The organism is Shewanella sp. 0m-8 (assembly GCF_052977265.1).
On record NZ_JBRIMB010000007.1, the window covers coordinates 49,523 to 74,280 of the forward strand.

The 24,758-nt window shown below is 46.2% G+C and carries 18 protein-coding genes; 16 read left to right on the top strand and 2 right to left on the bottom strand.

Annotation, left to right across the window (positions count from 1 at the left end; all coding sequences use genetic code 11):
- Positions 1–136 precede the first annotated feature (136 nt).
- The 12 genes from ACVBIO_RS05065 (at position 137) to ACVBIO_RS05120 (ending at position 16,453) form a co-directional block, all read left to right on the top strand.
- Positions 137–1,186: a rod shape-determining protein gene (locus tag ACVBIO_RS05065; protein ID WP_447159762.1), complete on the top strand. Its 1,050-nt coding sequence runs from the start codon at positions 137–139 to the stop codon at positions 1,184–1,186.
- A gap of 41 nt (positions 1,187–1,227) precedes the next feature.
- Entirely contained in the window at positions 1,228–2,115 is an 888-nt protein-coding gene (gene mreC / locus ACVBIO_RS05070; RefSeq protein WP_447159761.1) for a rod shape-determining protein MreC, read from the top strand.
- Positions 2,112–2,600 carry a rod shape-determining protein MreD gene (gene mreD, locus ACVBIO_RS05075; RefSeq protein WP_447159760.1) on the top strand — a complete coding sequence of 163 codons (489 nt, stop codon included), beginning with the start codon at positions 2,112–2,114 and terminating at the stop codon, positions 2,598–2,600. Before mreC ends, mreD begins: the two co-directional genes overlap by 4 nt.
- Positions 2,601–2,725: 125 nt before the next feature.
- Positions 2,726–3,334, top strand: a complete 609-nt coding sequence (locus ACVBIO_RS05080) for a Maf family protein (RefSeq protein ID WP_447159759.1) — start codon at positions 2,726–2,728, stop codon at positions 3,332–3,334.
- Positions 3,335–3,535: 201 nt separating this feature from the next.
- Positions 3,536–5,002 carry a ribonuclease G gene (rng, locus tag ACVBIO_RS05085; protein ID WP_447159815.1) on the top strand — a complete coding sequence of 489 codons (1,467 nt, stop codon included), beginning with the start codon at positions 3,536–3,538 and terminating at the stop codon, positions 5,000–5,002.
- Positions 5,002–9,363: a YhdP family protein gene (locus ACVBIO_RS05090; protein ID WP_447172128.1), complete on the top strand. Its 4,362-nt coding sequence runs from the start codon at positions 5,002–5,004 to the stop codon at positions 9,361–9,363. The genes rng and ACVBIO_RS05090 overlap by 1 nt, the downstream gene beginning before the upstream one ends.
- A complete protein-coding gene (locus ACVBIO_RS05095; protein WP_447172129.1) occupies positions 9,287–10,117 on the top strand; it encodes a carbon-nitrogen hydrolase family protein in 831 nt (276 codons plus the stop codon). The genes ACVBIO_RS05090 and ACVBIO_RS05095 overlap by 77 nt, the downstream gene beginning before the upstream one ends.
- 89 nt (positions 10,118–10,206) lie before the next feature.
- Complete coding sequence (gene tldD, locus ACVBIO_RS05100; RefSeq protein ID WP_447172130.1) at positions 10,207–11,655, top strand: metalloprotease TldD; 1,449 nt, start codon at positions 10,207–10,209, stop codon at positions 11,653–11,655.
- Between the two features lie 113 nt (positions 11,656–11,768).
- Positions 11,769–13,160 (top strand): TolC family protein, encoded by a 1,392-nt coding sequence (locus ACVBIO_RS05105; RefSeq protein WP_447159755.1) that lies wholly within the window; start codon positions 11,769–11,771, stop codon positions 13,158–13,160.
- On the top strand, positions 13,150–14,121 hold the full coding sequence (locus tag ACVBIO_RS05110) for an HlyD family secretion protein (protein ID WP_447159754.1): 972 nt from the start codon (positions 13,150–13,152) through the stop codon (positions 14,119–14,121). The genes ACVBIO_RS05105 and ACVBIO_RS05110 overlap by 11 nt, the downstream gene beginning before the upstream one ends.
- Positions 14,122–14,151: 30 nt before the next feature.
- The gene (locus tag ACVBIO_RS05115; protein ID WP_447159753.1) at positions 14,152–15,315 is read left to right on the top strand and encodes an ABC transporter permease; all 1,164 of its coding nucleotides are present in this window, start codon (positions 14,152–14,154) and stop codon (positions 15,313–15,315) included.
- Position 15,316: 1 nt separating this feature from the next.
- Positions 15,317–16,453 (top strand): ABC transporter permease, encoded by a 1,137-nt coding sequence (locus ACVBIO_RS05120; RefSeq protein ID WP_447159752.1) that lies wholly within the window; start codon positions 15,317–15,319, stop codon positions 16,451–16,453.
- A 320-nt stretch (positions 16,454–16,773) separates the two neighbouring features.
- Here the strand turns inward: ACVBIO_RS05120 and ACVBIO_RS05125 are convergent, their stop codons facing one another.
- Both ACVBIO_RS05125 and yjgA read right to left on the bottom strand, forming a co-directional pair.
- The gene (locus ACVBIO_RS05125) at positions 16,774–19,368 is read right to left on the bottom strand and encodes an Ig-like domain-containing protein (RefSeq protein ID WP_447172131.1); all 2,595 of its coding nucleotides are present in this window, start codon (positions 19,366–19,368) and stop codon (positions 16,774–16,776) included.
- 187 nt (positions 19,369–19,555) lie between these two features.
- On the bottom strand, positions 19,556–20,098 hold the full coding sequence (gene yjgA, locus ACVBIO_RS05130; RefSeq protein ID WP_447159750.1) for a ribosome biogenesis factor YjgA: 543 nt from the start codon (positions 20,096–20,098) through the stop codon (positions 19,556–19,558).
- A 217-nt stretch (positions 20,099–20,315) separates the two neighbouring features.
- Here yjgA and pmbA point away from each other — a divergent pair, with 217 nt between their 5' ends.
- The 4 genes from pmbA (at position 20,316) to ACVBIO_RS05150 (ending at position 24,510) form a co-directional block, all read left to right on the top strand.
- Complete coding sequence (gene pmbA / locus ACVBIO_RS05135) at positions 20,316–21,656, top strand: metalloprotease PmbA (protein WP_447159749.1); 1,341 nt, start codon at positions 20,316–20,318, stop codon at positions 21,654–21,656.
- Positions 21,657–21,870: 214 nt separating this feature from the next.
- Positions 21,871–22,215 (top strand): metalloregulator ArsR/SmtB family transcription factor, encoded by a 345-nt coding sequence (locus ACVBIO_RS05140; protein ID WP_447159814.1) that lies wholly within the window; start codon positions 21,871–21,873, stop codon positions 22,213–22,215.
- A gap of 58 nt (positions 22,216–22,273) precedes the next feature.
- Complete coding sequence (gene arsB / locus ACVBIO_RS05145; protein ID WP_447159748.1) at positions 22,274–23,317, top strand: ACR3 family arsenite efflux transporter; 1,044 nt, start codon at positions 22,274–22,276, stop codon at positions 23,315–23,317.
- Between the two features lie 182 nt (positions 23,318–23,499).
- Positions 23,500–24,510 carry an ArsJ-associated glyceraldehyde-3-phosphate dehydrogenase gene (locus ACVBIO_RS05150; RefSeq protein WP_447159747.1) on the top strand — a complete coding sequence of 337 codons (1,011 nt, stop codon included), beginning with the start codon at positions 23,500–23,502 and terminating at the stop codon, positions 24,508–24,510.
- Positions 24,511–24,758 lie beyond the last annotated feature (248 nt).

Consider the following 24,758-nt stretch of genomic DNA (forward strand, 5'->3'; position numbering starts at 1 on the left):
GCTCTTTTGGTAGAAGAACGCAAAAAACAGCGTTTCATTAGCAATTGTTAACCTCTGTGGTCTTGTGGATTTTAAGAAGCATGATAAAGTTACCTGATTTCTTTTTTCTACGACTCCACTGAGACAGGCTGGTTACATGTTCAAGAAGCTACGCGGCATTTTTTCTAATGATCTTTCGATCGATTTAGGTACAGCAAATACACTAATTTATGTCCGTGAAGAAGGCATAGTGCTAAACGAACCATCAGTCGTTGCCATTCGTGGAGAGCGAAACGGTTCTGGTCAGAAGTCGGTTGCGGCCGTCGGTACTGAAGCTAAGCAGATGCTAGGTCGTACGCCTGGAAACATTCAAGCAATTCGTCCAATGAAAGACGGTGTTATCGCCGACTTTTATGTCACAGAAAAAATGCTACAGCATTTTATCAAGCAAGTTCATAACAATAGCGTATTTCGTCCAAGCCCTCGTGTTCTAGTGTGTGTGCCAGTGGGTGCAACGCAAGTTGAACGTCGTGCAATCCGTGAATCGGCAATGGGCGCAGGTGCGCGTGAAGTGTATTTGATTGAAGAGCCAATGGCTGCTGCAATCGGTGCCGGTCTTCCGGTTTCTGAAGCAACAGGTTCTATGGTTGTTGATATCGGTGGTGGTACTACAGAAGTTGCGATTATCTCGCTAAACGGTGTGGTTTACTCATCTTCAGTGCGTATCGGTGGTGACAAGTTTGATGATGCGATTATCAACTATGTACGTCGTAACTACGGTAGCTTGATTGGTGAAGCAACAGCAGAACGTATCAAGCACACAATCGGTACCGCGTACCCAGGTGATGAAGTACTAGAGATTGAAGTACGCGGTCGTAACCTTGCTGAAGGTGTACCACGTAGCTTTACGCTAAACAGCAACGAAATCCTAGAGGCGCTACAAGAGCCACTATCGGGTATTGTCAGTGCCGTAATGGTTGCGCTAGAGCAGTCTCCACCAGAATTGGCATCGGATATTTCAGAGCGCGGTATGGTGTTAACTGGCGGTGGCGCACTTATACGTGACCTAGACAGATTACTGATGCAAGAAACGGGTATTCCGGTAATGATCGCAGAAGATCCATTAACGTGTGTTGCTCGTGGCGGCGGTAGAGCTTTAGAGATGATCGATATGCATGGCGGCGACCTGTTCTCTGAAGAAAACTAACCACGGTTAAAAAGGGCGGTATTGAACCGCCCTAGTTTGTTATGAAGCCTATTTTTGCTCGCGGTATTTCCAATCAATTTAGATTAACACTGGCTGTTATCATGTCGGTGATCCTGCTTGTCGCTAATGACAGGCTTGAACCTGTGCGTAACTCCCTCTCTTCGTTATTAAGTCCGTTGCAGTATGTCGCTAATATTCCTGGTGCATTACTCGATCTTTCTGCTGAAAGTTTGGCAACGCGAAACATGCTCGCGAAACAAAATAAAGAATTATTACGTCATCAACTGCTGATGAGTGAGCGTTTACAGCGATTTGAACATTTGCGTCAAGAAAACGATCGTCTACGTGGTTTACTGGGATCTCCGGTACATATGGATGCGAAGAAGGTCGTTGCTGAGGTGATGGAGGTCGCCAGCGATCCTTTTCACCAATATGTAGTACTAAACCATGGATCACGCAGTGGCACATTTGTCGGTCAACCTGTGGTTGATGCTCAAGGTGTTGTCGGCCAGGTGGTGCAGGTGAGCGAGCTCACTAGCCGAGTACTGCTGCTTTCAGATACCACCCATGGTATTCCGGTACGAATTACCCGTAATGATGTGCGCCTTATGGCTGTCGGCACAGGTGTGCTCGATGAATTAGAGCTCAGGCATGTGGCTAAGAGTACCGATGTGCGGGTTGGCGATCTTCTGGTGTCATCAGGCTTAGGCAAGCGTTTTCCTGAGGGCTACCCGGTGGCTCGAGTGATCAGCGTCGAAAAAGACGATGGTAAGAACTATGCTACCGTCGTTGCTCAGCCGTTAGCCGCATTAGATAGAATTCGTTATTTATTATTACTTTGGCCAGATATTGAATCTGACAGTGCTGAACTCACGCCGCCTGAGGGTGTCGAAGAAGCGGTTAAGGCGAGTCAAGAGGTCACACAATGAGTTTACATGTGGCAAATGGCCGCTGGGTCGTTTGGTTAAGCCTATTAGTGGCGATGCTGTTTCAAATCATGCCACTGCCAGATTTGGTAGAAGCATGGCGTCCCGACTGGTTATTGCTGGTCATTATCTATTGGGCGATGGCGCTGCCTCACCGATACAATATTCTCACGGCATGGGTGCTGGGTGTGATGCTAGACATCTTGCTCGGGGCCACATTAGGGATCCGTGCGTTTGCTATGTCAGTCGTCGTATATGTGGTGGTACTGCATTTTCAGCGCTTACGTAACTTCCCTATGTGGCAACAGTCGCTGCTGGTGGCTATGCAGGTGGCACTTTATAACCTAGTGGTATTTTGGGTGCAATTTGTTAGCGACTCCGCCGTTTTCGATATTAGTTTGTTCTATCCAGCACTTTCTAGCCTTGTGATGTGGCCGTGGATCTTTTGGATTTTACGCCGTGTAAGACGTCTTTATAAGGTCAGATAGCAACAATTGGTTTTAGGTTATTTTCTTCGTTAGCTTGTGACGTTAGCTTGTGACGTTAGCTTATGACTTTAAGTTAATCACTAGAATAAGTTAGCTCAGCTAGAATCTTAAAAAAGGTACTCATTATGAAGTTAGTACTTGCCTCGGGCTCGCCTCGTCGTAAAGAATTGTTAGGTCAGTTAGGTTTTTTGAACACTAACAGTGCGAGTCCATTCGAGTTCGAGATTTTAGCGGCGGATATTGACGAAAGTCATCAAGCAGGAGAGTCTGCTGAAGCGTTTGTGTTAAGACTTGCTGAAGAGAAAGCACTCGCAGGATTAGCGCTATATAGGGCGGAAAGTGGCGCCGATAACCAGGCTGTAGTGTTAGGTTCTGACACTATCGTAGTGCAAGGCGACATCATTTTAGGCAAGCCAAAAGATGAAGCCGATGCGGCGCAAATATTGGCAAGTCTGTCAGGATTGCAGCATCAAGTGATGACTGCTGTGGCGTTAACTGATGGCACCAAGACGGTGAGTCGCCTGGTTAAAACTAAGGTGCAGTTTTGCCAGCTAACCCAGGCGGATATCTTAGCTTATATCGCAACGGGTGAGCCGATGGATAAAGCCGGTGCATACGGGATCCAAGGTTTGGGTGGAAGTTTTGTTGAAGCTATCGAGGGAAGTTATTCTGCGGTAGTCGGGTTACCTTTGGTAGAAACCCGCGCGTTATTGTGTGAGATGCAAATTTTATAGCCATAAAATAGCGTAATAAATAGGCCTTAATTGCCAAGCTATAAAACATCATTCTTTGCAGACTTTAACTGGCTAATCGGTATTTTACCTCCGTTTAGCTAGATCACGATCTACGCCAAATCCTTTTTAAATTAGCTATTTCCCTAAGTGGGGTGAGTTGTGAGTAGAAGTCGATTCGCGCAAAGCCGAGTGCAGAAAAAAATAGGCTCTGAGCTCTTAATCAATGTAACACCAACAGAAGCTCGAGTTGCATTAGTCGAGCATGGTGTGCTGCAAGAAGTCCATATTGAACGACGCATGAAGCGTGGTTTAGTTGGCAATATTTATAAAGGTAAAGTGAGCCGCGTACTACCGGGTATGCAGGCGGCTTTTGTTGATATCGGCCTCGATAAGGCTGCATTTTTGCATGCCTCAGATATTGTGCCGCATACCGAATGTGTTGCCGATGTTGAAAAAGGCAATTTTGTGGTGCGCGACATTGCCGAGCTTGTTAGGCAAGGGCAAGACATCATGGTGCAAGTGGTTAAAGATCCGCTAGGCACCAAAGGCGCGCGCTTAACGACAGATATCACCTTACCCTCTCGCTATCTGGTGTTTATGCCAGGCTCTAGCCATGTGGGTGTGTCGCAACGCATTGAGTCCGAAGAAATTCGGGCTCGCCTGAAAAAAATAACACAACCCTTTGTTGATGATGATGGCGGCTTTATTATTCGCACCGCAGCTGAGAGCGCGGGTGAAGATGAACTCGTGCAAGATGCGGGCTTTTTAAGACGTGTGTGGGCCAAAGTTAGCGAGAGACGCAAGCGCCGTGGCGTGTCTTTATTGTATCAAGACCTCGCCCTACCTGTGCGTATTGTGCGCGATTTTGTGGGTACTGAGCTGGACCAAATTCAGGTCGACTCAGCGCAAACTTATGAAGAGCTGCAGCAGTTTGCGCAAGAGTTCATGCCTGAGATCGCCGATAAGCTTGAGCACTACAATGGGCCTATCCCCATTTTTGACCTTTATGATGTCGAAAATGAAGTGCAGCGCGCCTTGGGGCGTAAAGTCGAGCTTAAATCTGGCGGCTACTTGATCATAGATCAAACCGAAGCCATGACCACGGTAGATATCAATACGGGGGCGTTTGTTGGCCATCGTAATCTTGCAGAAACCATTTTTAATACCAACCTCGAAGCGACCCATGCCATAGCACGTCAATTACGTCTGCGTAATTTAGGCGGCATTATCATTATCGACTTTATCGATATGATGAATAACGACCATAAAAAGCGTGTGCTAGCCAGTTTAGAAAGTGCTTTGTCTAAAGACAGAGTGAAAACCAATATCAGTGGTTTCTCTGGCTTAGGCCTAGTGGAGATGACCCGTAAACGTACTCGTGAAAGCTTAGAGCATGTATTGTGCGGTGAATGTCCAGCTTGTTTCGGCACGGGTAATTTAAAGACGGTTGAAACTGTCTCTTACGAAATTTTCAGAGAGATCATTCGTTTGAATCGTGGCTACGATGCTGATGAGTTCTTGGTTTACTGCTCGCCTGCTGTTTATCAGAGTCTGAAAGGTGACGAGAGTCATCTACTGGGAGAATTGGAGGTCTACATCGGTAAACGAGTGAGGCTGCAAAACGAACCTATGTATGCACAGAACAAATTTGATGTGGTGATAATGTAGTGTCATCAGAGACTTGCGCACCTAAAAAGCGCTCTTTTAATTTGACTCGTTTTTGCTGGCAATTTCTCGCCATCATTTTAGTGCTGTTTGCACTTATGGTCAGTCTATTTAGGGGCTTGTTACCACAACTTGATCAGGTCCGTATGGAGCTGATCAGTTTTGTTGAGTCTGAGTATCAAGTCAAAGTGGACATCGGTAACCTCGCTGCGGAATGGCAGGCATATGGCCCTGCATTAACGGTTAAAAACTTCGTTCTACCCGCGCAGGACAACCTTCCTGTCACCCTGCTATTTAATCAAGTGCATGTGAAATTTGATTTTTGGCAGTCGTTAGTCACAGCGTCACCACAAATCGAGGATGTGATCTTCGATGGGGCAAATGTCGCCTTAGATCTGGATCGTTTAAAGGCGCTTGAGCCTCGCGAGTCGACCACCCAAATGCAGACGGATTGGATCTATAAGTTGTTATTAGAACAACTGGATCGCTTTTCAATTACCGATGCTAGATTTCAGTTGCTTAGCAAAGAGCATGATTATCGCCCCATCTTTATTAAAGATATGAAGTGGCGCAATACCAGTGGCCGGCATCGAGCTGAAGGCAAGGTTGTACTCGATGAAAATGCCTCAGAGGTAGAGCAGTTGGCATTAAGCGTCGATATTAAGGGTAATGGTAATCGCCCAGAATCTTTAGTGGGCCAGTTCTACTTAGCGGCGCGCTCACTGGATATTGGCGAGTGGGCCTCCAGACAACCTAATCCATATGACATGACAACAAGTCTGCCACTGGAAGGCGTTGTCAATCTTCAGGCATGGGCTGGATTTGCAAATAGAAGCATTGAGGGAGTAACGGTCGAGTTTCAACCTAGCTGGTTAGAGTGGTTTCTTAATGAAAAACCGCAGAAATTTACCATTAACTCTGGCGCAGTCCTGTGGCAGCCAAAAGCACAAGGTTGGTCATTAACAAGTCATGGACTTGATTTTTCAACCAATGAATCCTCTTGGCCTGCATTATCGCTGGTCGCCGAAAAAACAGAGCAAGGTATTGATGCGACTGCAAATCAGCTGGCGCTGGATATGTTATTGCCTTTGCTGCCGCTCATTCCCGGTGTAGAGCTCGATAGCCTAAATACCTGGCAGGCATTAAAGCTAACCGGCAAGATTAAAAACATTAACGCCCATTGGGGTGAGCTGCTGAAACAGCCTGAAGTGTCGCTTGAACTCGATAGCGTCGCTTGGCTTGCTTATGATGGCATTCCTGGTGTTGCTGCGATTGATGTCAAAGCGAATATACTTGATGACACGCTGAGATTTTCACTGCCTGAACAAAGCTACCTCCTCGACTTTAATGGTGATTTTGCCGCGCCAATACAGCTTAAAGGCGATGCATTTTGTGGTGATGTTAACTTCTCAGATTTATCGCTATCTTTACCAAAGATACACTTTAGTAATGCCGACTTAGACATTGATGCTGGCGTACGCTTTGAGTTTGCCGATGCGGTGCATATGGCCTTACTCGCCAACATAGATATTAATGATGTGGCTAACGTGCATCAATATTTTCCGTTAAATGGCATGAGTAGCGAGCTGGTTACTTACCTAACTCAAGCGCTTAAAGCGGGTAACACTGATGATGCGGTTGTAGTGTGGCATGGTGCATTTAGTCGTTACCCCTATGCTCAGCACGATGGTATTTTCCAGGCAGATTTTACGTTAACAAACGCTAACTTTGAATTTCAGCCAACCTGGCCTGCAGTGAGTCAGCTTAACTTGTCAGCCTTGTTTGAAAATGATGCGATGGATCTTCGGGTCAATCAAGGCCAGTTATTAGATGTTAAAGCGGACGGTGCTTATATCGGCATTCCTTCGCTGGGCGACAGAAGCTTATTGCAAGTGAAAGTAGACTTAGCGACAAAGGCTGAAGCTGCTAATGCCGTTATTCAACAATCACCGTTAGTTGATTCTGTTGGAGCAACGCTTGATGTAGTGCAGATAAGTGGTGATATTACCGGGCAGATCGATCTCAGCATTCCACTTTACGATGGTGAAAGTGAGGTGATTAAAGGGACGGTTAATTTTAAAGATACGCCTGTTTACGTGGCTGAACCTGGGATCCAACTCGATAAGGTCACCGGACAGATTCAGTTTGTCAATGATGTGGTCACAGGCTCAAACCTTAACGCTGTTATGTATCAGCAGCCGCTGCAATTTAGCTTTAATACCAAAAGCATGAATAAGAACTATGGGGTGAACGTCGATCTCGCTGGGCAGTGGCAATTAGCCGATTTGCCACCAGAGCTGCATAATCCCCTTAGCGATTATTATGACGGTCAAGTTGATTGGAATGGTGATTTGAGGTTGATCTTCGATCCCATAGGTTACCGAATTCAAGCGCGAGTCGAAACCGATCTTATTGACGCCGCCCTTAATTTACCAGCGCCTTTTTCTAAGGCAAAAGGCGAAGCTAAGCACTTAGTTGCCGAGTTAATTGGTGATAATAAACAAGCTTCTTTAGGCATTAAGCTGGATAAGCAGATGGAGTTTTGGGGTGGCTTTGGGGCTGACTCAGGCAATGCGCTAGCGCATTATGACTTGTTACTGGGGCGGTTATTTAAGCCTGGAGACAAGTTACGTAAGCACCAGGGTCACTTGCAGATCGATTTAGATAAGACCGAGCTGTCACCTTGGTTGCCGATTGTGCAGGCCTTTGTGAGTCAAGGCGAGGTTAGTCAAAGCGATATCAGTCAAGATGATGCGCCAAGCGTGTTGACTGATGAGTCCGTGACAACCAAAGCAGCTTTCTTTCCTGCTTTGGTATCAATTGATGCTGATTTAAATGATCTCAATCTTATGGGGCAACCGCTGACGGACCTCCACTTTAGCGCAGAGCCGACTGAACATGCCTGGCGATTCGATGTTAACTCGCAGCAGTTTGATGGTCGTCTCGACTTTTATCCGGACTGGGTTAATCAAGGACTAAAGATCGTCGCAAGTAAGTTCCATATGGCACCAGAATCTCGTACAGAAGAAAATGCGCATTATAAGTCTGATACGATTATGGCTAACTTGCCGCCATTGGCGATCGATGTCGATAATTTTTCATTATATGGTAAGTCGTTAGGCCACTTAGTGCTGCAAGGAACACCTAAGGGAGCGTCATATGAGATCCAAACCGTCTCAATTACCACGCCCAACGTGCAGCTAAAAGGCCGTGGTGACTGGGATATGAATCAAGGCAAAAACCTCACCTCATTCAAGTTAACTTTGGATGCCACAAAATTTGATTATCTGTCAGAGAAACTGGGGATCGACCCCGGGCTTAAGAATGCACCGACAGCCGTTACCGCAGATATTTCATGGACAGGGGCGCCTTATGCGTTTTCGTTAGAGACGCTTAATGGTGACGTCAGTTTTGAGTTAGGCAAAGGGCATTTATCTGAGGTCAGCGACAAAGGCGCACGCATCTTCTCGTTGTTTAGCTTAGACTCCTTGCTGCGCAAATTATCGTTAGATTTTTCAGATGTTTTTGGTAAGGGGCTCTATTTTGACTCCTTTAACGGTACGCTAAAGCTTGATGACGGCGTGGTTAAAACGACCGACACTGAGATGAACGCCGTTGCTGGAAACATGCGAGTGCGTGGCTATACCGATTTAATGACCGAAAGCCTCAATTATGATATTCGCTTTGTGCCGCAATTGGCATCGAGTGTTCCGACTGTCGTGCTGTTGAGCACGGGCTGGACATTTGGATTAGGGGCGTTTGCACTGACTAAAGTGCTTGAGCCTGTGATTGAGGTGATTTCAGAGATCCGCTTTAGACTGACGGGCACTATGTCAGAGCCTAAGCTTGAAGAGCTTGAGCGCAAGAGCAAAGAGATAGAAATTCCGGAGTCTATTTTACGCAAGCAATCACCGCAGCCGGATGTTCAAGGTCAGCAAACATTGCCTGAAGCCAATGCAGTAATAGTTGGGGTCACTGAAACCCCAGCTCCTGTTGAGGGGAGCCACCAGAAAAGTGCTGCAGCAAGTACTGTTACGGCGTCAGGTAGCCAGTTATCGTCGGTGACAGCGCCAAATATTCAATTTAATAGCGCTGAGGTTGCCAATACTAACAAGCATACCAGCAACAGTAACAGCAAGGCTGATATCAAGCTTCCAGCACTTAAGGTTATTGAATCCAAGCCTGAAACCGCTCATGATGAGCAGGGCGAATCATCAGATTTACCGCAGCAAGATCTATCGAACGGCAGTTTGTTTGAGTCAGATAGCCGCCAACAGGGAGAGTTAGATGCAAGTCAGCCTACTGCAATGTCAAAGCAGTCGCAGCGTATCCGAGAATCTACAGTTTATCGAGTCGCAGCTTAAATCATTACCTCAAAAGGCCAATGAATCACAGTTGGTGGTATTGCCTGAGTGTTGCCTGTTGTTTGGCGGCGAAGAAAGTCAGCAACTGCAGTATGCGATGCCTACTGAAGATAGCAAACTCAAGCAAGATTTAGCTAAGCTAGCAGCACAATATAGGGTCGTTATGGTTGCGGGCAGTATCCCGATTTTAGCCGAAGATGATCGCGTTTATAATCGCTGCTATGTGTTTGATGTCGATGGCTGTGTCTTAGGCCAATACGATAAGTTGCATCTGTTCGATGTTGAGGTGACTGATGGCACTAAGCAATATCGAGAAAGTGATGCGTTTTGTCCAGGCAAGCACATTAGCGTGGTTGATACGCCAGTGGGTAAGTTAGGATTAGTGATCTGTTATGATCTTCGTTTTCCCGATCTGTTTAGAGCGATGCGAGAGGCGGGAGCCGAGCTTATTGCTGTGCCAGCGGCATTCACCAAAGTCACTGGTGAAGCTCATTGGCAGGTGCTGTTACAGGCTCGAGCTATCGAAACCCAATGTTTTGTCTTAGGTGCTGCGCAGTGGGGACAACATAATCAGGGTAGCCGAGAGACCTGGGGGCAAAGTATGATAGTCAGTCCCTGGGGAGAGATCCTTGCCCAAAAAGCACAAGGGACTGGCTGGGTTCAAGCTGAGGTTGATCTGCAAGGCTTGCAAGCGCTTCGGGCAAAAATGCCGGTGATGGCCCATAATCGATTTGTGTCACCACAGCTTAAATAGCTCAATAAATTTAGGGCGAACAGAAACTTGCTGTGAGCGAGATTCGGTTTGCCGACGTATTTTATCGAATTAATATAAAGAGAGAATAGATGTCATTTTTAACCCAAGTTGGACAAAGCTTATTACAAGATGGGCTAGCAATCGATGATCTACAAAGCTATTTAAAGCGTATTCATGAACATCAAATTGATTTCTCAGATCTTTATTTTCAAGGTAGTCGTCACGAGTCTTGGGTATTAGAAGATGGCATTGTTAAAGACGGCAGTTTTCATATTGAACGAGGTGTAGGTGTTCGTGCTATTAGTGGTGAAAAAACCGGTTTCGCCTATGCCGATGAAATTACACCTGCAGCATTAGAAGCGGCGGCAACCGCGGCGCGTGGAATCGCGACATCGGGCGGTAATGCTCAAGTTAACGCTTGGCAGCAGCAACAGAGTAAGGCGCTGTATATCAGTTCCGATCCGATTGCTGCGATGGAAGAAGTGAAAAAGATTGAGCTGCTTAAGCAAGCTGATGCCTATATCCGCAGCTTAGATAGCCGTATTATTCAAGTTGTAGTGAGCCTGTCTGGTGTTCACGAAGAAATTTTAGTGGCAGCGAGTGACGGTACTCTTGCTGCTGATATCCGCCCGTTAGTGCGCTTTAACTGTAGCGTTATTTTAGAAGAGAACGGCAAGCGCGAGCGCGGCGGCTCTGGTGGCGGTGGACGTCATGATTACAGCGTGCTATTAGAAGATGATAGCGACGGCTTACCTTATTGCTTTGGTTTTGCTCGAGAAGCGGTACGTCAAGCTCAGGTAAACCTGCACGCAATTGATGCGCCTGCAGGCGAGATGCCTGTGGTACTTGGCGCAGGTTGGCCTGGCGTGTTATTGCACGAGGCTGTGGGCCATGGCCTTGAAGGTGACTTTAACCGCAAGGGTAGCAGTGCCTTCAGTGGCAAAGTGGGCCAGCAAGTGGCGTCAGAATTAGTAACGGTAGTCGATGATGGCACTATGACTAATCGCCGTGGTTCACTGAGTATTGATGACGAAGGGGTGCCGACTCAAAAGACTGTGTTGATTGAGGACGGGATCTTAAAAGGCTACATGCAGGACAAACTTAATGCGCGCCTAATGGGCGAGCAGTCAACCGGTAATGGTCGCCGCGAGTCATATGCACATCTGCCTATGCCACGTATGACAAATACATATATGGAAGCGGGTGAGTCAGATCCTGCCGAAATCATTAAATCGGTTAAGAAAGGGGTCTACGCGCCTAACTTTGGTGGCGGCCAGGTGGATATTACCTCGGGTAAGTTTGTGTTCTCGGCATCAGAAGCCTATCTCATTGAAAATGGTGAAATCACCCAAGCCATTAAGGGCGCAACCTTAATTGGTAATGGTCCTGAGTCGATGAGCCAGATCTCAATGGTTGGTAACGATTTAGCGCTGGATAAAGGCGTGGGCGTATGTGGTAAAGATGGTCAAAGTGTTCCTGTTGGTGTTGGCCAGCCGACATTGAAGTTAGACAAGTTGACCGTTGGTGGCACCGCATAAAAGTTCATAAGCTAGGATTTAGCGAGTAAATAATCGACTAAGTCCTAGCAGGCAAGATGATGCAATGATAGTATCGACCCATTAAAAATAGAGTAAATACTCTAGAGGTGCTAATGAAACGTTCGCTGTGTGCTCTTTTGCTAGTGTTGCCGCTAACGGCCCAAGCTAAAACCATGGCCTTTGACGAGGCGTGGCAACAGCTAATTAAGGTCAGCGATAAGCTCCAGGCGGGGGCTCAAGAAGTTAACCGCGCTGAAGCTGAACGAAGAGCGGGTGAAGATATGAACCTGCCTTCTATCGACTTAAGGGGCAGCTATACTCGCTTGGAAAAACCGATAGAGCTAGATCTGCGCGATCTTAATCCTCTTGCATCTCTTGACCCTGCCACATTGCCTCCGGCTCTTGGCGGTGCGCTTGCGGGTATTCCAGGCTCGTTATTTGTCACTCCTTTCACCGAACAAGATATTTTCCGCTCAAGCCTACAGGCCATGTGGCCTATCTACACTGGCGGTAAGATCACGGCAGCACAGGCCATTCATGAAGCTGAAGTTGCCGAGAAAGAGCAAGAGCTCAAACTGACGACTCGCGATCTATTTCTACAATTAGTCGATCGCTATTATGCCGTTGCGGTTACCGAAGCCCTAACCAGTACGCAATCTGAGTTAGTTGATTCGCTGACCTTGCATGCATCACATGCTGAGAAACTTGAGCAGCAAGGCCAGATTGCCAAGGTCGAGCGCCTTAATGCGCAAGTTGCACTTGAAAATGCTCGGGTGAATTATGGCCGTGCTAAGCGTCAGTCAGAGATGGCAATGATCGCCTTATCTATGATGCTGCATGAGCGAAAAGTGGATACCACCTCGCCACTATTTATGTTGCACCAATCACCCTCTTTGCCGCAGTTAACCCAGTTGACCCTTAATCAACATCCAGCTTTAAAGCTGCTTGAAGCGAAAGAAGCGCAAGCACAGGGGTTGGTTGATGTAGAGAAGGGCAGCTACTTACCAACGGTATTTTTATATGGTAATTACACTCTTTATGAAGACGACAGTTTGTTTTCACAGATAGAACCAGACTGGATGCTAGGCATCGGGGTCAGCGTGCCTTTATTGAGCCGAGACGGACGCAGCGGAAAAGTCGAGGCTGCTAAGAGCGCACTACTACAGGCTAGATATACCAAAGCGCAGACTCAACAGGATTTGAACTTATTACTCGACCAGAGCTATCGCCAGTTGCTACAGGCACAAGAAGAGGTGGTGTCGTTAAACACTTCAATGAGCTTGGCTGAAGAGAATAAACGTCTTAGAGACATTGCGTTTAAGCAGGGGTTATCAACCTCAATCGAAAAAGTGGACGCAGAGCTTAAGCTCAATGCGGTTGCGACCCAACAGTTGGGCGCGCAATATCGCTACGTTCAATCCTATGCAAGACTGATGGCGATAAGCGGTCAGCTAGATGAATTTATTGGAAGAAGTATTAAGCAAGGGGACACCAATGCGCACTAACCGTATCTTAGCCGCCGCGGCATTTATCGTATTAATAGGTGCCTTGGTATACGGCTTAATCCTTGCTTACACACCGAAACCACAGCTACTACAAGGGCAGATAGAGGCGCGCGAATACAACGTTTCCTCAAAAGTCCCTGGTCGAGTTGAAGAGGTGTTAGTAAGACGAGGTGATCTTGTGACCGAGGGAGACCTGCTTTTCGCTATCAATAGCCCAGAGTTAAAAGCTAAATTGATGCAAGCAGAGGGCGGACGTGATGCCGCAGTTGCTATGCAAAAAGAGGCTGACAATGGTGCGCGTAAGCAGCAAATTTCAGCCGCAAGAGAAGAGTGGTTAAAAGCGCAAGCGGCAGCCAAGTTATATCGCACGACCTATGAGCGCTTAGAAGTGCTGTTCAACGAAGGGGTACTGGCAAGACAGAAGCGAGATGAAGCCTTTACTCAGTGGCAAGCGGCCAAATATACCGAGCAAGCGGCACTGGCTATGTACCAGATGACTGATGAAGGTGCGCGAGTTGAAACTAAAGCGGCTGCAGCAGGTAATACTCGAATGGCTGAAGGTGCAGTGAATGAAGTCTCTGCAATCTTGCTTGATAGTCAAATGCGCTCTCCAAAAAATGGTGAAATTAGCGAAGTCTTGCTCCAAGCGGGCGAGTTAGCACCCAGTGGCTTTCCTGTCGTCAGTTTGATCGATATGAAAGATGCTTGGGCGGTATTCCAGGTACGAGAAGATCTACTTAAACAGTTTAAACAAGGTGATGTGCTAAAACTGACGATTCCGGCGCTTGAGCGAGATGTTGAGTTTACCGTAACCAATATTGCGGTAATGGGCGATTTCGCAACTTGGCGAGCCACAGAAAGTGGTCATGACTTTGATATGCGTACATTCGAAGTGGAGCTGCGCCCGAATGAGACGATAAAAGATCTAAGGGTTGGGATGTCGGTGCTATTCACCTTATAGGTTAGCTGGAACGGATAAGAGGTTAAGTCTTTGATTAAGGCACTCAAAAGAGAGTTCTCAGCTCTGCAAGATGATCCATGGCAGTTGGCGTTGATAAGCTATATTCCGCTGCTGAGTATTATTGGGCTGTGGTTGCTGTTTAGTGCAGGCTTGCCAAGGCAGTTACCGGTTGCAGTGGTTGATTTAGACAATAGCCAAGTTAGCCGGGCCTTAGCGCGTCAACTACAAGCTAACCCCGTCACTAAGCCAATTAGTTATGCAGGCTTACCGAGCGCGGTTGAGGCGATGAAGCAGGGGGAGGTTTATGCCTTACTTGTGCTGCCTTACGGGCTCAATCGTGATCTGCTGACAGCAAAAACACCCATTATCGATATCCGTTATAACAGCCAGTTTTTGCTGGTCGGAAAATTATTATCGAGCCAATTAATGGCGACGATGGCAGAGGGGCTTAAGCCGTTAGGTGAGCTCAAAATGCTCGCGGCAGGTGTGCCTATGGAGCAGGTTGCGGTTAACTTAAGCCCAATCAGCGCTCAGACTACGGCATTGTTTAACCGCAATACCAACTATGTAGGTTTCCTTGTGCCTCCAGTGCTTATTGCGCTACTGCAGTTGTTGGCGATGATGGTCTTTGCTAACAGTCTTAACCGTGAGCTTCGTTGGAATACGACTGAGCAATGGTCAGAGCTTGGACTATGGAAAGTGATAGGGGCAAAGGTGTTATTTTACACCCCGCTAGTATTGCTCCACGGTAGCTTTATCTTAGCCCTTGTCTATCTTTTTCTAGAGTTACCCATCGCCGGCAGTATTGCAGTGATATTGCTCGCTCAAACGGTGATGTTATTAGCGGTGTGGTTAATGGTGTTAACCATCTTTTTTGCCCTACAAGACAGCGCCCGAGTTATTAGCTTTTGTACCGCAATGTTCGCGCCCGCGTTTGCATTTATGGGGGTGACATTCCCCGTGCATGAGATGCCCGCCCTTGCTCAGTGGTGGCGAGTGATTATGCCCACCAGCCATTATATTGAAACTCATATTGCGGTGGTAAGTTATGGCCAAGGCTTGATGGCGAGTTTATCGCAAATGACCAGTTATTGGGGATTCCTGTTGTTACTTATTCCAATCAGCATCTTGGCGAAAAGAGATTTTTCTGTGACTGAAGATCCAGTGCTAATCGCTACGGTTAAGGATCAATAACATGAGCTTCTTAGCGCTTATTTGGTCAGAGTTAAAAGCGGTTCTTGCCGATAAAACCATTGTTATTACTGTTTTTGGTGGTGTGCTGTTTTACTCGATTCTTTACCCTTTGCCTTATCTCAATGAAGTTCCGACAGAGCAGCAAGTGGTGGTGATCGATCATGACCACTCATCACTCAGCCGGAAACTTATCCGTGATGCTAATGCTAGCCCTAAAATTGAGGTGATAGCAGAGGTGGGCTCAATCGATGAGGCTAAGCGCTGGATTGAAACTGGCCGGGCCCATGGTTTGCTCGTGATCCCCGCTGACTTTAGGCAAGATCTGTTATTAGGCAAGGGGGTTACCTTAAGCTACGGCGGTGATGCCAGTTACTTCTTGATCTACTCCGCCGTCGTTGAAGGTTTGGTCTCGGCAGGTTTAGATATCAGCAAAGATATTCAGCGTATGGGGTTATTAGCGAAAGGGGGGAATGCTACAGCGGTAAAACAGAGCCTTAATGTGGTCAAACTCAATAGTATTCCAGCTTTTAACCCCAGTTTAGGTTATACGCCTTATGTGGTACCGGGATTGTTCTTATTGATATTGCACCAGACGTTGCTGATTGGCATAGGTATTTTGGGCGCAAGCCAATGGAAGCAACAAGGCTATTGGCGCGAGGTTAGTCCGCTTAAACTTATCTGTGGCCGTATGGTCGCCTTTATGTTGATTTATACCTTATTAAGCAGTTACTACGTTGGTTACTGTTACTATTGGTATGACGTTAGCTTACAGGCAAGTTTGGGGAAAGTCGCTCTGCTGATGTTACCTTTTTTATTGGCAACGTGTGCGGCAGGCATCGCCTTTAGTAGTTTGTTTACTCGGCGGGATTTACCGACTCAAGTATTACTATTGGTTTCTATGCCTATCCTGTTTGTTTCTGGCTTTGTGTGGCCAACAGCACTTATTCCTGAGGCAGTTGTAGCAGTATCACAAGTTGTGCCAGCGGTTCCCGCGATTATGGCCATGTTAGAGCTAAATCAAATGGGCGCATCGTGGCAGAGCATTATGCCGCAGTGGTTACAGTTATGGGCTATGGTAGCGGTTTACTTTGGCTTGGCTTATTGGGGCGCATCTAAGCGGTTAAAGCGGGCAGCTTAGCTCTAGGTTAATTTGAGTACGCTGTTAATTTGGATGCGATGTTAATTCTGATTATTAGCATCGCATTAATTAACGGCTCATCTTGATATTGACTCCGCAAGACGCCGTGAACTCATCAATGAGGGCTTAACCGTAGCATTTAAGCTGCAGAGACTTGCTCCCTCAATACCAAGCTGATCTTCATTGGACTGTAAGATTCATCGTGTATTTAATTAAATTGCAATTAGTTGATAGAATCGACGAACTACTGATAAATAAAAAGCCCGCTGTAACTTAAGTTACAGCGGGCTTTTTATTTGTGTGTTGAAAGTGGCTGGTTTTTAGGTGCCGCTTAACTCAACAATTAATGATATGCCTGACTTTACTGCTTTAGGAGTTTCTACATCGATAGAAATAGAGCTGCTCTTGGCGGCTTCGCCTGTGCTTGCAGGATCGATATCATTGGTCAGAGTGAAGCTGGTTGTAGTGCCACCAATGCTATTGGTGTTGGGGACTTCATAGTTTGAAGCATCTAATTCACCTTCACTGGCCGTAGTCGTCAGAGTGGTGCCAAATGGCATAATTTGATTAGCGCTATCGAAGAATTGAATATTGAAAGTCATCGATGCACCAGGATCGATAGTGAGAACATCCATGGACTGTTTGCCATTCTCAAAAATTGTTCTATTACCTTGAGTGATTTTAAAGTACGCCTTTGAGCCTGACATGGTCATGATCAAGGCTTTACGGATATAGGTTTTGTTGGCTTGATTTTCAACTTTGCCACATAAACCATTTTCATAATCTGATGTTTGGCATTGAGGACCATTAAATTTATTATCGCCACAGGTAGCATCAGTTGATTCATCTAAACAGATAAACTCAGAGGTGGAAGCTGTATTAAAGTAGGGTTCACCTTTGTCATATGTGCCACTTTCATTGTCATCACGATAGGCATCGCTTAGATCGATGAAGCCTTCCGAGTGATAAGTATCGATATCCATACCGTTGCCAGAGCAGACTTTCGCTTTACCATCTGCGCCTAAACACGCTGCGAAAATTTTACCTCCGTCATCAAGCTTAACTGGATCGGTTACCTTGTTATCAAACACGTTATTACCGTTGGTATCGAAGAAGGTTTCATGACCTAAGGCATAAGCCAGCACTGTGATGCGATGATCGGGTACGCGTGGGCTAGTTGACGTCCATTCAACGCTACAACTGCCATTTACTGTTACGCAGCTTGGCTCAATTTGACCACCTTCGGCTGTAAAGTTAATGGTGGTGTCATTCGGCGCTGGGTTACCAAAGCTGTCTGATGCGTAAGCCGTAATAGAGGCTGTCTCACCATTGTGATTACCCGCTTCTGGATTAAGTATGCTGCTTGATAAACTAAAGCCTAACTGCTGTGGCAAACCTGTATTGATGGTGAGCTGCTCAGATTGTGTCGTTACAGATCCGTCATCGCTGTTTTTAGCTGTAGCTAGCACACGCACAGGTGTCGGCATGGTGCCAGACAGTACAGTAGCGCTAACCAGACCGGCTGAGTTACTGGTATTGCTGGTGGTATTACTATCATTAGCGAACGTAATATCGCCAACTGTGGTATCTAGCGAGAAATCCACGTTTTGCTGGGCAATAGGTTGGCCATTAGCATCAGCCACTTTAAAGGTGATAAGTGATGATTCACTCGAACCAGTGCCGCCAGCACCTTTAATGCGAATTGATGTCGGCTCAGCAGAGATAAAGCTCAAATTAGCTAAGGTTTGGCTTTCCAGTGAAAAATCGAGCTCTGCTGTTAGGGTTTGGTTACCCGCAACAACTGATGCGATAATTTGGTCGTTACGCTGGCTATTGCCGCTACAGCTCGTGTTCTCAAAGGTTGAACTTGCAGTACCTGATAGTGTCGTTACTGGCGAGTCGATACTGGCATCGTTACTGAGTACGCAGCTAGAGCTAAAGCTGACGCTGGTGGGTGTTTGTAAAGGGGTGTAGGTGCCATCATCGTTTTTGGTCGCTACATCAGCAGTCACCCCAAATGTCCCGCCGGCACTGACAATATATTTATCCGCTTCAAGTGGTAGGGTGGTAGCTAGTTTATTTTCTGTAAACGTGCTGCGGTCTGCTGAGAAATGACCGATGACGATAATGCCATCGTCACTGACCGCATCTTTGGCTAGCACTTCATACAGACCTGAGCTTTGATAAGTTTTACCGTCATCATCTAAGGTTACAGATAAGTTGGCGGCGCCAAGTTCTGTGTCACTGGGGGTGTAGCTGACTTGGGCAATACCATTTTCTTTCGTGAGGGCAGAGCTTGGATTAAGACTGGCGCTGCCTGCGGTAAAACTAGCTAACTTACCAGCGACTCCTTGGCCCTGCTCATTGAGGAATGTAGCTTGCAGTTGTACGGTTTCACCCGCCTTAAACTGGGTCACAACGGCAGTGCCGTTGATAATGGCGCTATTTAGGCTGAATTTAGGCTCTGATGGCGCAGTTGTCGAAGTGAACTCAAAGTTGCGGTTGGCGTTGGCGCTGCTTTCACCTTCAGTGAAGCTTGCGGTTAATGTTCCCGCGCCTTCTGCACCTGCGGAGTTACTGACGATGATTTCGGCTTGTCCATTGGAGTTAGTTAGCTTGTTGGTAACAGAAAGCTCGCCAAAGGTTGCTGAGAAAGAGATGAGCTGGCCACTACGGTCGCGATTATCTTGCTTAAGATGCGTAACGGCGCAAAAAGCGCTATTAGCGGCAAAACTCAATGAATTGGTTGGCTCGGCACAGGCGCCATCAACAACGGTCTTATAACTTAGAGAGAGGCTGTAGGTACCACCATTGTCGGTATCACTATTATCATCCGATGCACCATTACAGCCACCGAGTAAAGAAAGACACATTAAAGACAGAGGGAGGGTAGCCAGTTTTGCGGTCAGGCGCATTTGCATATTCCTTTTGCTACAAATTTTTGCTGAATATAGTACCGATGGGTAACTTATATTAACCAATCAAAGGCGCGCTCTGCAGTATAAGCCTAAAAATAGACCCATAAAAAAGCTCCCTAAGTATGGTTAATACTAAGGGAGCTATTGTGTAGCTATATAGCGATGATGTCTATATATGTAACGATTAATCTTTGATCTCGTTACGTAAATATTTACTTAATTCTTTCGCTGTCTTTGACGCTTCAATATCAGGGTTTTTCGTTAGCTCTTTTTTAGTCTGACGAATGTACTGACGAAGTTTTTGTCTATCAAATTCAGGGTGCTGCTCAATTAAGGCTTGTACCGCTGAGTCGCCTTCAGCGAGTAGCTGATCACGCGTCTTATCAGCCATATTGGTTTTAGCACTTTCGTTGCTGTTTTGGTTCAGCACGTTCTTAATCGCGACATCTAACTCTTCGAGATCAACATAACGCATTAGTTTACCAATGTACTGAATGTGACGACGGTGCGCTTCGGTATTAATTTTGATTGTTTTGGCTTTCAAAATATTATCATAAAGCGTTTCATCAAGATTTAGCTTCTGTACTTGGGTCTTACTAAGTGCAACTAATCTATTGCCATATTCTTGATAGATAGCGATTTCGCGTTTAGCGTCCGCTCTACTTTCGTAGTTCTCATCTTTGTCATAGGGCTGGTGGAAGTGTTCTGAGTCACCGACAATCTTCATATCTACAATCTCTTACAAATTCTGTGCTAATAATAACATCTAAACTTGCTTATTTCCTTTCCTATTTTTGAGGCTGTAGACCTTTCTTAGTTCATTTAGTCGATATTTTTATTCTTGAGAAGCGAGCGATTGAGCCTCACATGGCAGGATTATTTAATGTGATTGGGTTTTGGGTTTGTTATGCTATCGCTATTGCCGACAAATAAAGAGTAGATCTGTGTCTTCACCTAGCATTGATATTGAATTGGATTCCTTGAAAGATGCCGTTTCGATGGCGCTGGAATATGCAAAAACATTAGGCACTTCTGGTGCAGAAGTTGCGATCAGTAAGCAACAAGGTTTGTCTGTTTCAACGCGAATGAAAGAAGTTGAAACCGTTGAGTTTAATAAAGATGGCGCTCTGGGCATTACCGTTTTTAGAGATGGATGCAAGGGGAGCTCATCGACTTCAGATTTAAGTCAAGCTGCGATTCAGCGAGCGGTGAAAGCGGCTGATGATATTGCTCGCTTTACCTCTGCTGATCCATTTAATGGTTTGGCTGAAAAGTCATTAATGGCGACTCGGTTCCCCGATCTTGATCTGTACCACCCAGAAGATATCTCTCCAGAGGAGTTAACTCGCCTTGCGGTATTAGCCGAAGAAGCGGCATTAGACACCGATAAGCGAGTGAAAACGTCTGATGGTGCGAGTGCAAATGCCCACTCTAGCGTTAAAGTGTATGGCAATAGCCATGGATTTTTGCATGGTTATTGCAGCTCACGTTACAGCCTAAGTTGTGTAGCTATTGGTGAGCTTGAAGGCAGTATGCAGCGCGACTATGACTATACCGTCGCTCGCAAATTTAGCGAGATGACGGCACCAGAAATTATCGGTAAGAAAGCGGCTGAAAAAACGGCTGGCCGATTAGGTGGACGTAAAATCGCAACCACTCAGCTTCCGGTGCTGTTTTCACCTGAAATAGCTACAGGCTTGATGGGGCACTTAGTTGGCGCTATCAGTGGTGGCAGCTTATACCGTAAGTCGAGCTTCCTGCTAGACGCTATCGATACACAAGTGTTCCCAGATTGGTTTAGCATTCATGAAGACCCATTAATGGTCGGTGCTTTAGCAAGCTCGGCATACGATAGTGAAGGCGTTGCCACTCAGGCGCGCGATATTATCGACAATGGGCGCTTAGCAACCTACCTATTAACCAGTTACTCGGCGCGAAAGCTTGGGTTGACCAATACTGGCCATGCGGGCGGTATCTATAACTGGACCTTATCAACCACAGGGCAAACTTTTGACCAGTTGGTTAAAGAGATGGGCACTGGTCTTATCGTGACTGAAGTGATGGGCCAAGGGGTGAATACCGTTACGGGTGATTACTCTCGTGGTGCGGCAGGTTTCTATGTTGAGAACGGCGTTATTCTGTACCCAGTAGAAGAGATCACCATTGCGGGTAACCTTAAAGATATGTACCAGAATATCGTCGCAGTGGCTAAAGACAGAGATCTGCGCTCATCGATCCGCACTGGCGGGATCTTAATGGATAAGATGAAGATCGCGGGTAACTAATACCCCATATACCTAACGCCTTATATACTTATCGTTACTTGCGGTATTAGGCTTAGCTGCAATCGACTCTTAAAAAAGGTTTCCAATAGGAAGCCTTTTTTATGGCTGTTTTTATTCCAAATAAAAAATGAAAACTTGAATATATGAAAAAACATATATATTATTTTCCATATGTACGGTGTTTCGTGCATAACCGCTGATTAGAGACATGATGATGACACCTTTACAGTTTTTTAAGGCGTTGGCCGATGACACAAGACTGCGTAGCTTGCTGCTGATCCAAGCGGAAACCGAGCTGTGTGTTTGTGAGTTAATGACCGCACTTGATGAGATCCAGCCTAAGATCTCACGACACTTAGCACAGTTACGTAAACTGGGTTTGTTAGTTGATAGGCGCCAGGGGCAGTGGATTTTCTATTGTATTAACCCTGAACTACCAACATGGGCTAACGACATATTACACACTTTGGCTAAGGATCAGGCCGAGCTAATAGGCAGTAATCTAGCCAATCTTATGCAGATGGGTGACCGTCCAGAAAGAGTTAAAAACTGCTGTTAACCATCAAATACTGACTTAGCTTGGTATGGGTAAGAATTTTATTATTAGGTCAAATATTATGGGTATTTTTGAACGTTATTTAAGTGTTTGGGTGGGGCTGGCTATTTTAGCGGGTGTTTTTCTTGGTAATTTAACCCCTGATACCTTTGCTGTGGTTGCAGGGCTTGAGTATGCCCATGTCAACTTAGTGATAGCAGTCCTTATTTGGGTAATGATCTACCCGATGATGGTGCAAATCGATTTCTCTGCCGTGAAAGATGTAGGTAAAAGCCCTAAAGGTCTGGTACTGACACTGGTGATCAACTGGCTGATTAAGCCGTTCACTATGGCGGCATTGGGCTGGTTATTCTTTAAGGTGTTTTTTGTTGATTGGGTTGACCCTCAGACTGCGAATGAATATATCGCAGGTATGATCTTGCTAGGCGTAGCACCATGTACAGCTATGGTATTCGTGTGGAGTCAACTGACTAAAGGCGATCCTAACTACACCTTAGTGCAAGTGTCGGTAAACGATCTCATTATGGTGGTCGCATTTGCACCGATTACGGCGCTGCTACTTGGGGTGAGCGATATCCAAGTCCCCTGGGCGACACTGTTATCTTCTGTGGGTTTATACGTCGTCTTGCCTTTAGTGGCTGGTGCTATAACAAGGCATTTTCTGCAGCAAAAGGGTGATGACACTAAGCTCAATACCTTTGTGGCGACATTAAAGCCGTGGTCTATGGTGGGCTTGCTGGCAACCGTTGTTTTACTGTTTGGTTTTCAAGCTGAAACCATAATTGCCCAGCCTCAAAACATTGTACTTATTGCGATACCATTATTAATTCAGACTTATGGCATCTTTTTTATTGCGTTTTATGCGGCAAAAAAAATGAAGCTTACCCATAAGATAGCTGCGCCAGCATGCATGATTGCCACCTCTAACTTTTTTGAGCTAGCAGTTGCAGTGGCCATCTCGCTGTTTGGCCTGCACTCGGGCGCCGCGCTTGCGACAGTTGTCGGGGTGTTGGTTGAAGTACCCGTGATGTTATCGCTCGTGGCAATTGCTAATCGCAGTCGTCACCTATTTGCTGATGATGAGGCTGCAGAGCCATCAAGGTAAATTTGGGTTATGGGGCCTATTGATAGGCTCGAGTGATATTGCCAAGATAGATAGATAGATAGAATTTAATAAAATATTCTAGTTCTGGGCTAGCTTAATTAAGTTAGGCAAGAGCAAAGTCGCGCAAGAATTTGAACAAGATCTATACCTTACACCATTCAATAACAGGTTAAGAAACGACTATGACAATCAAAATAGGTATCAACGGCTTCGGTAGAATGGGGCGTTTAGCACTGAGATCGGCTTGGAATAATAGTAATGTTGAGTTTGTACACATTAACGACCCTGCAGGTGATGCCACGACCTTAGCGCACTTGTTAACGTTCGATTCTGTACATGGTCGTTGGTCTGAAGAGGCCACCGCTGATGGCGACATTATTAACATTGGTGAACGTCGCATTGCAACGACACGTAACAAAGCCATTGCTGATACTGACTGGTCAGGCTGTGATGTGGTTATTGAAGCCTCTGGGGTGATGAAAACCAAGGCGTTATTGCAAGCTTATCTAGATCAAGGCGTTAAAAGAGTGGTTGTGACGGCGCCAGTGAAAGAAGAAGGTGTATTGAATGTGGTAATGGGTGTGAACCATGATCTTTATGATAAAGATATTCACCCTATCGTGACTGCAGCGTCGTGTACCACTAACTGCTTAGCGCCAGTAGTCAAAGTGCTCCATGAAAAAATAGGCATCAAGCATGGCTCAATGACAACGATTCATGACATTACTAATACTCAAACGATCTTGGATGCACCCCATAAAGATCTGCGTCGTGCCCGAGCCTGTGGTTTAAGCCTTATTCCAACCACCACTGGCAGCGCCACGGCAATTACCCATATCTTCCCTGAGCTTAAAGGAAAGCTTAACGGCCATGCAGTGCGCGTACCGTTAGCTAATGCATCGCTAACTGACTGTGTCTTTGAGTTAAACCGCGATACGACAGAAGCTGAGGTGAATCAGTTATTACGCGAGGCAGCAGAGGGTGAGCTTAAAGGTATATTAGGATACGAAGAGCGTCCACTTGTGTCTGTGGATTATAAAACTGACCCTCGTTCAAGCATTATTGATGCACCATCGACTATGGTCGTTAACGGTACTCAGGTAAAACTGTATGTCTGGTATGACAATGAGTGGGGCTATGCCAATCGCACCGCCGAGCTTGCGATTATGGTCGGACGAGCGGATCAGGCTTAAATAGAAGGTGCTAGGTGCTAGGTGCTAGGTTCTAGGAAAAGTAGGGCGCTTCGCTTCTAGGTTCTAGGTTCTAGGTCCTAGGAAAAACAGGAAAAGCCGGGCAGAGCTGCGATGGTTTAAGCTAAGACGGTGATAGTCTGAGTCAGCCTGCTGTTTTAGTTTTTGCCTTTGCTTTCCTAGCAGCGCAGCGTTCTAGTCGTGGCGCAGCCACGTCCTCGTATCCTAGTTCCTTTTTTAAAGGTGGTAAG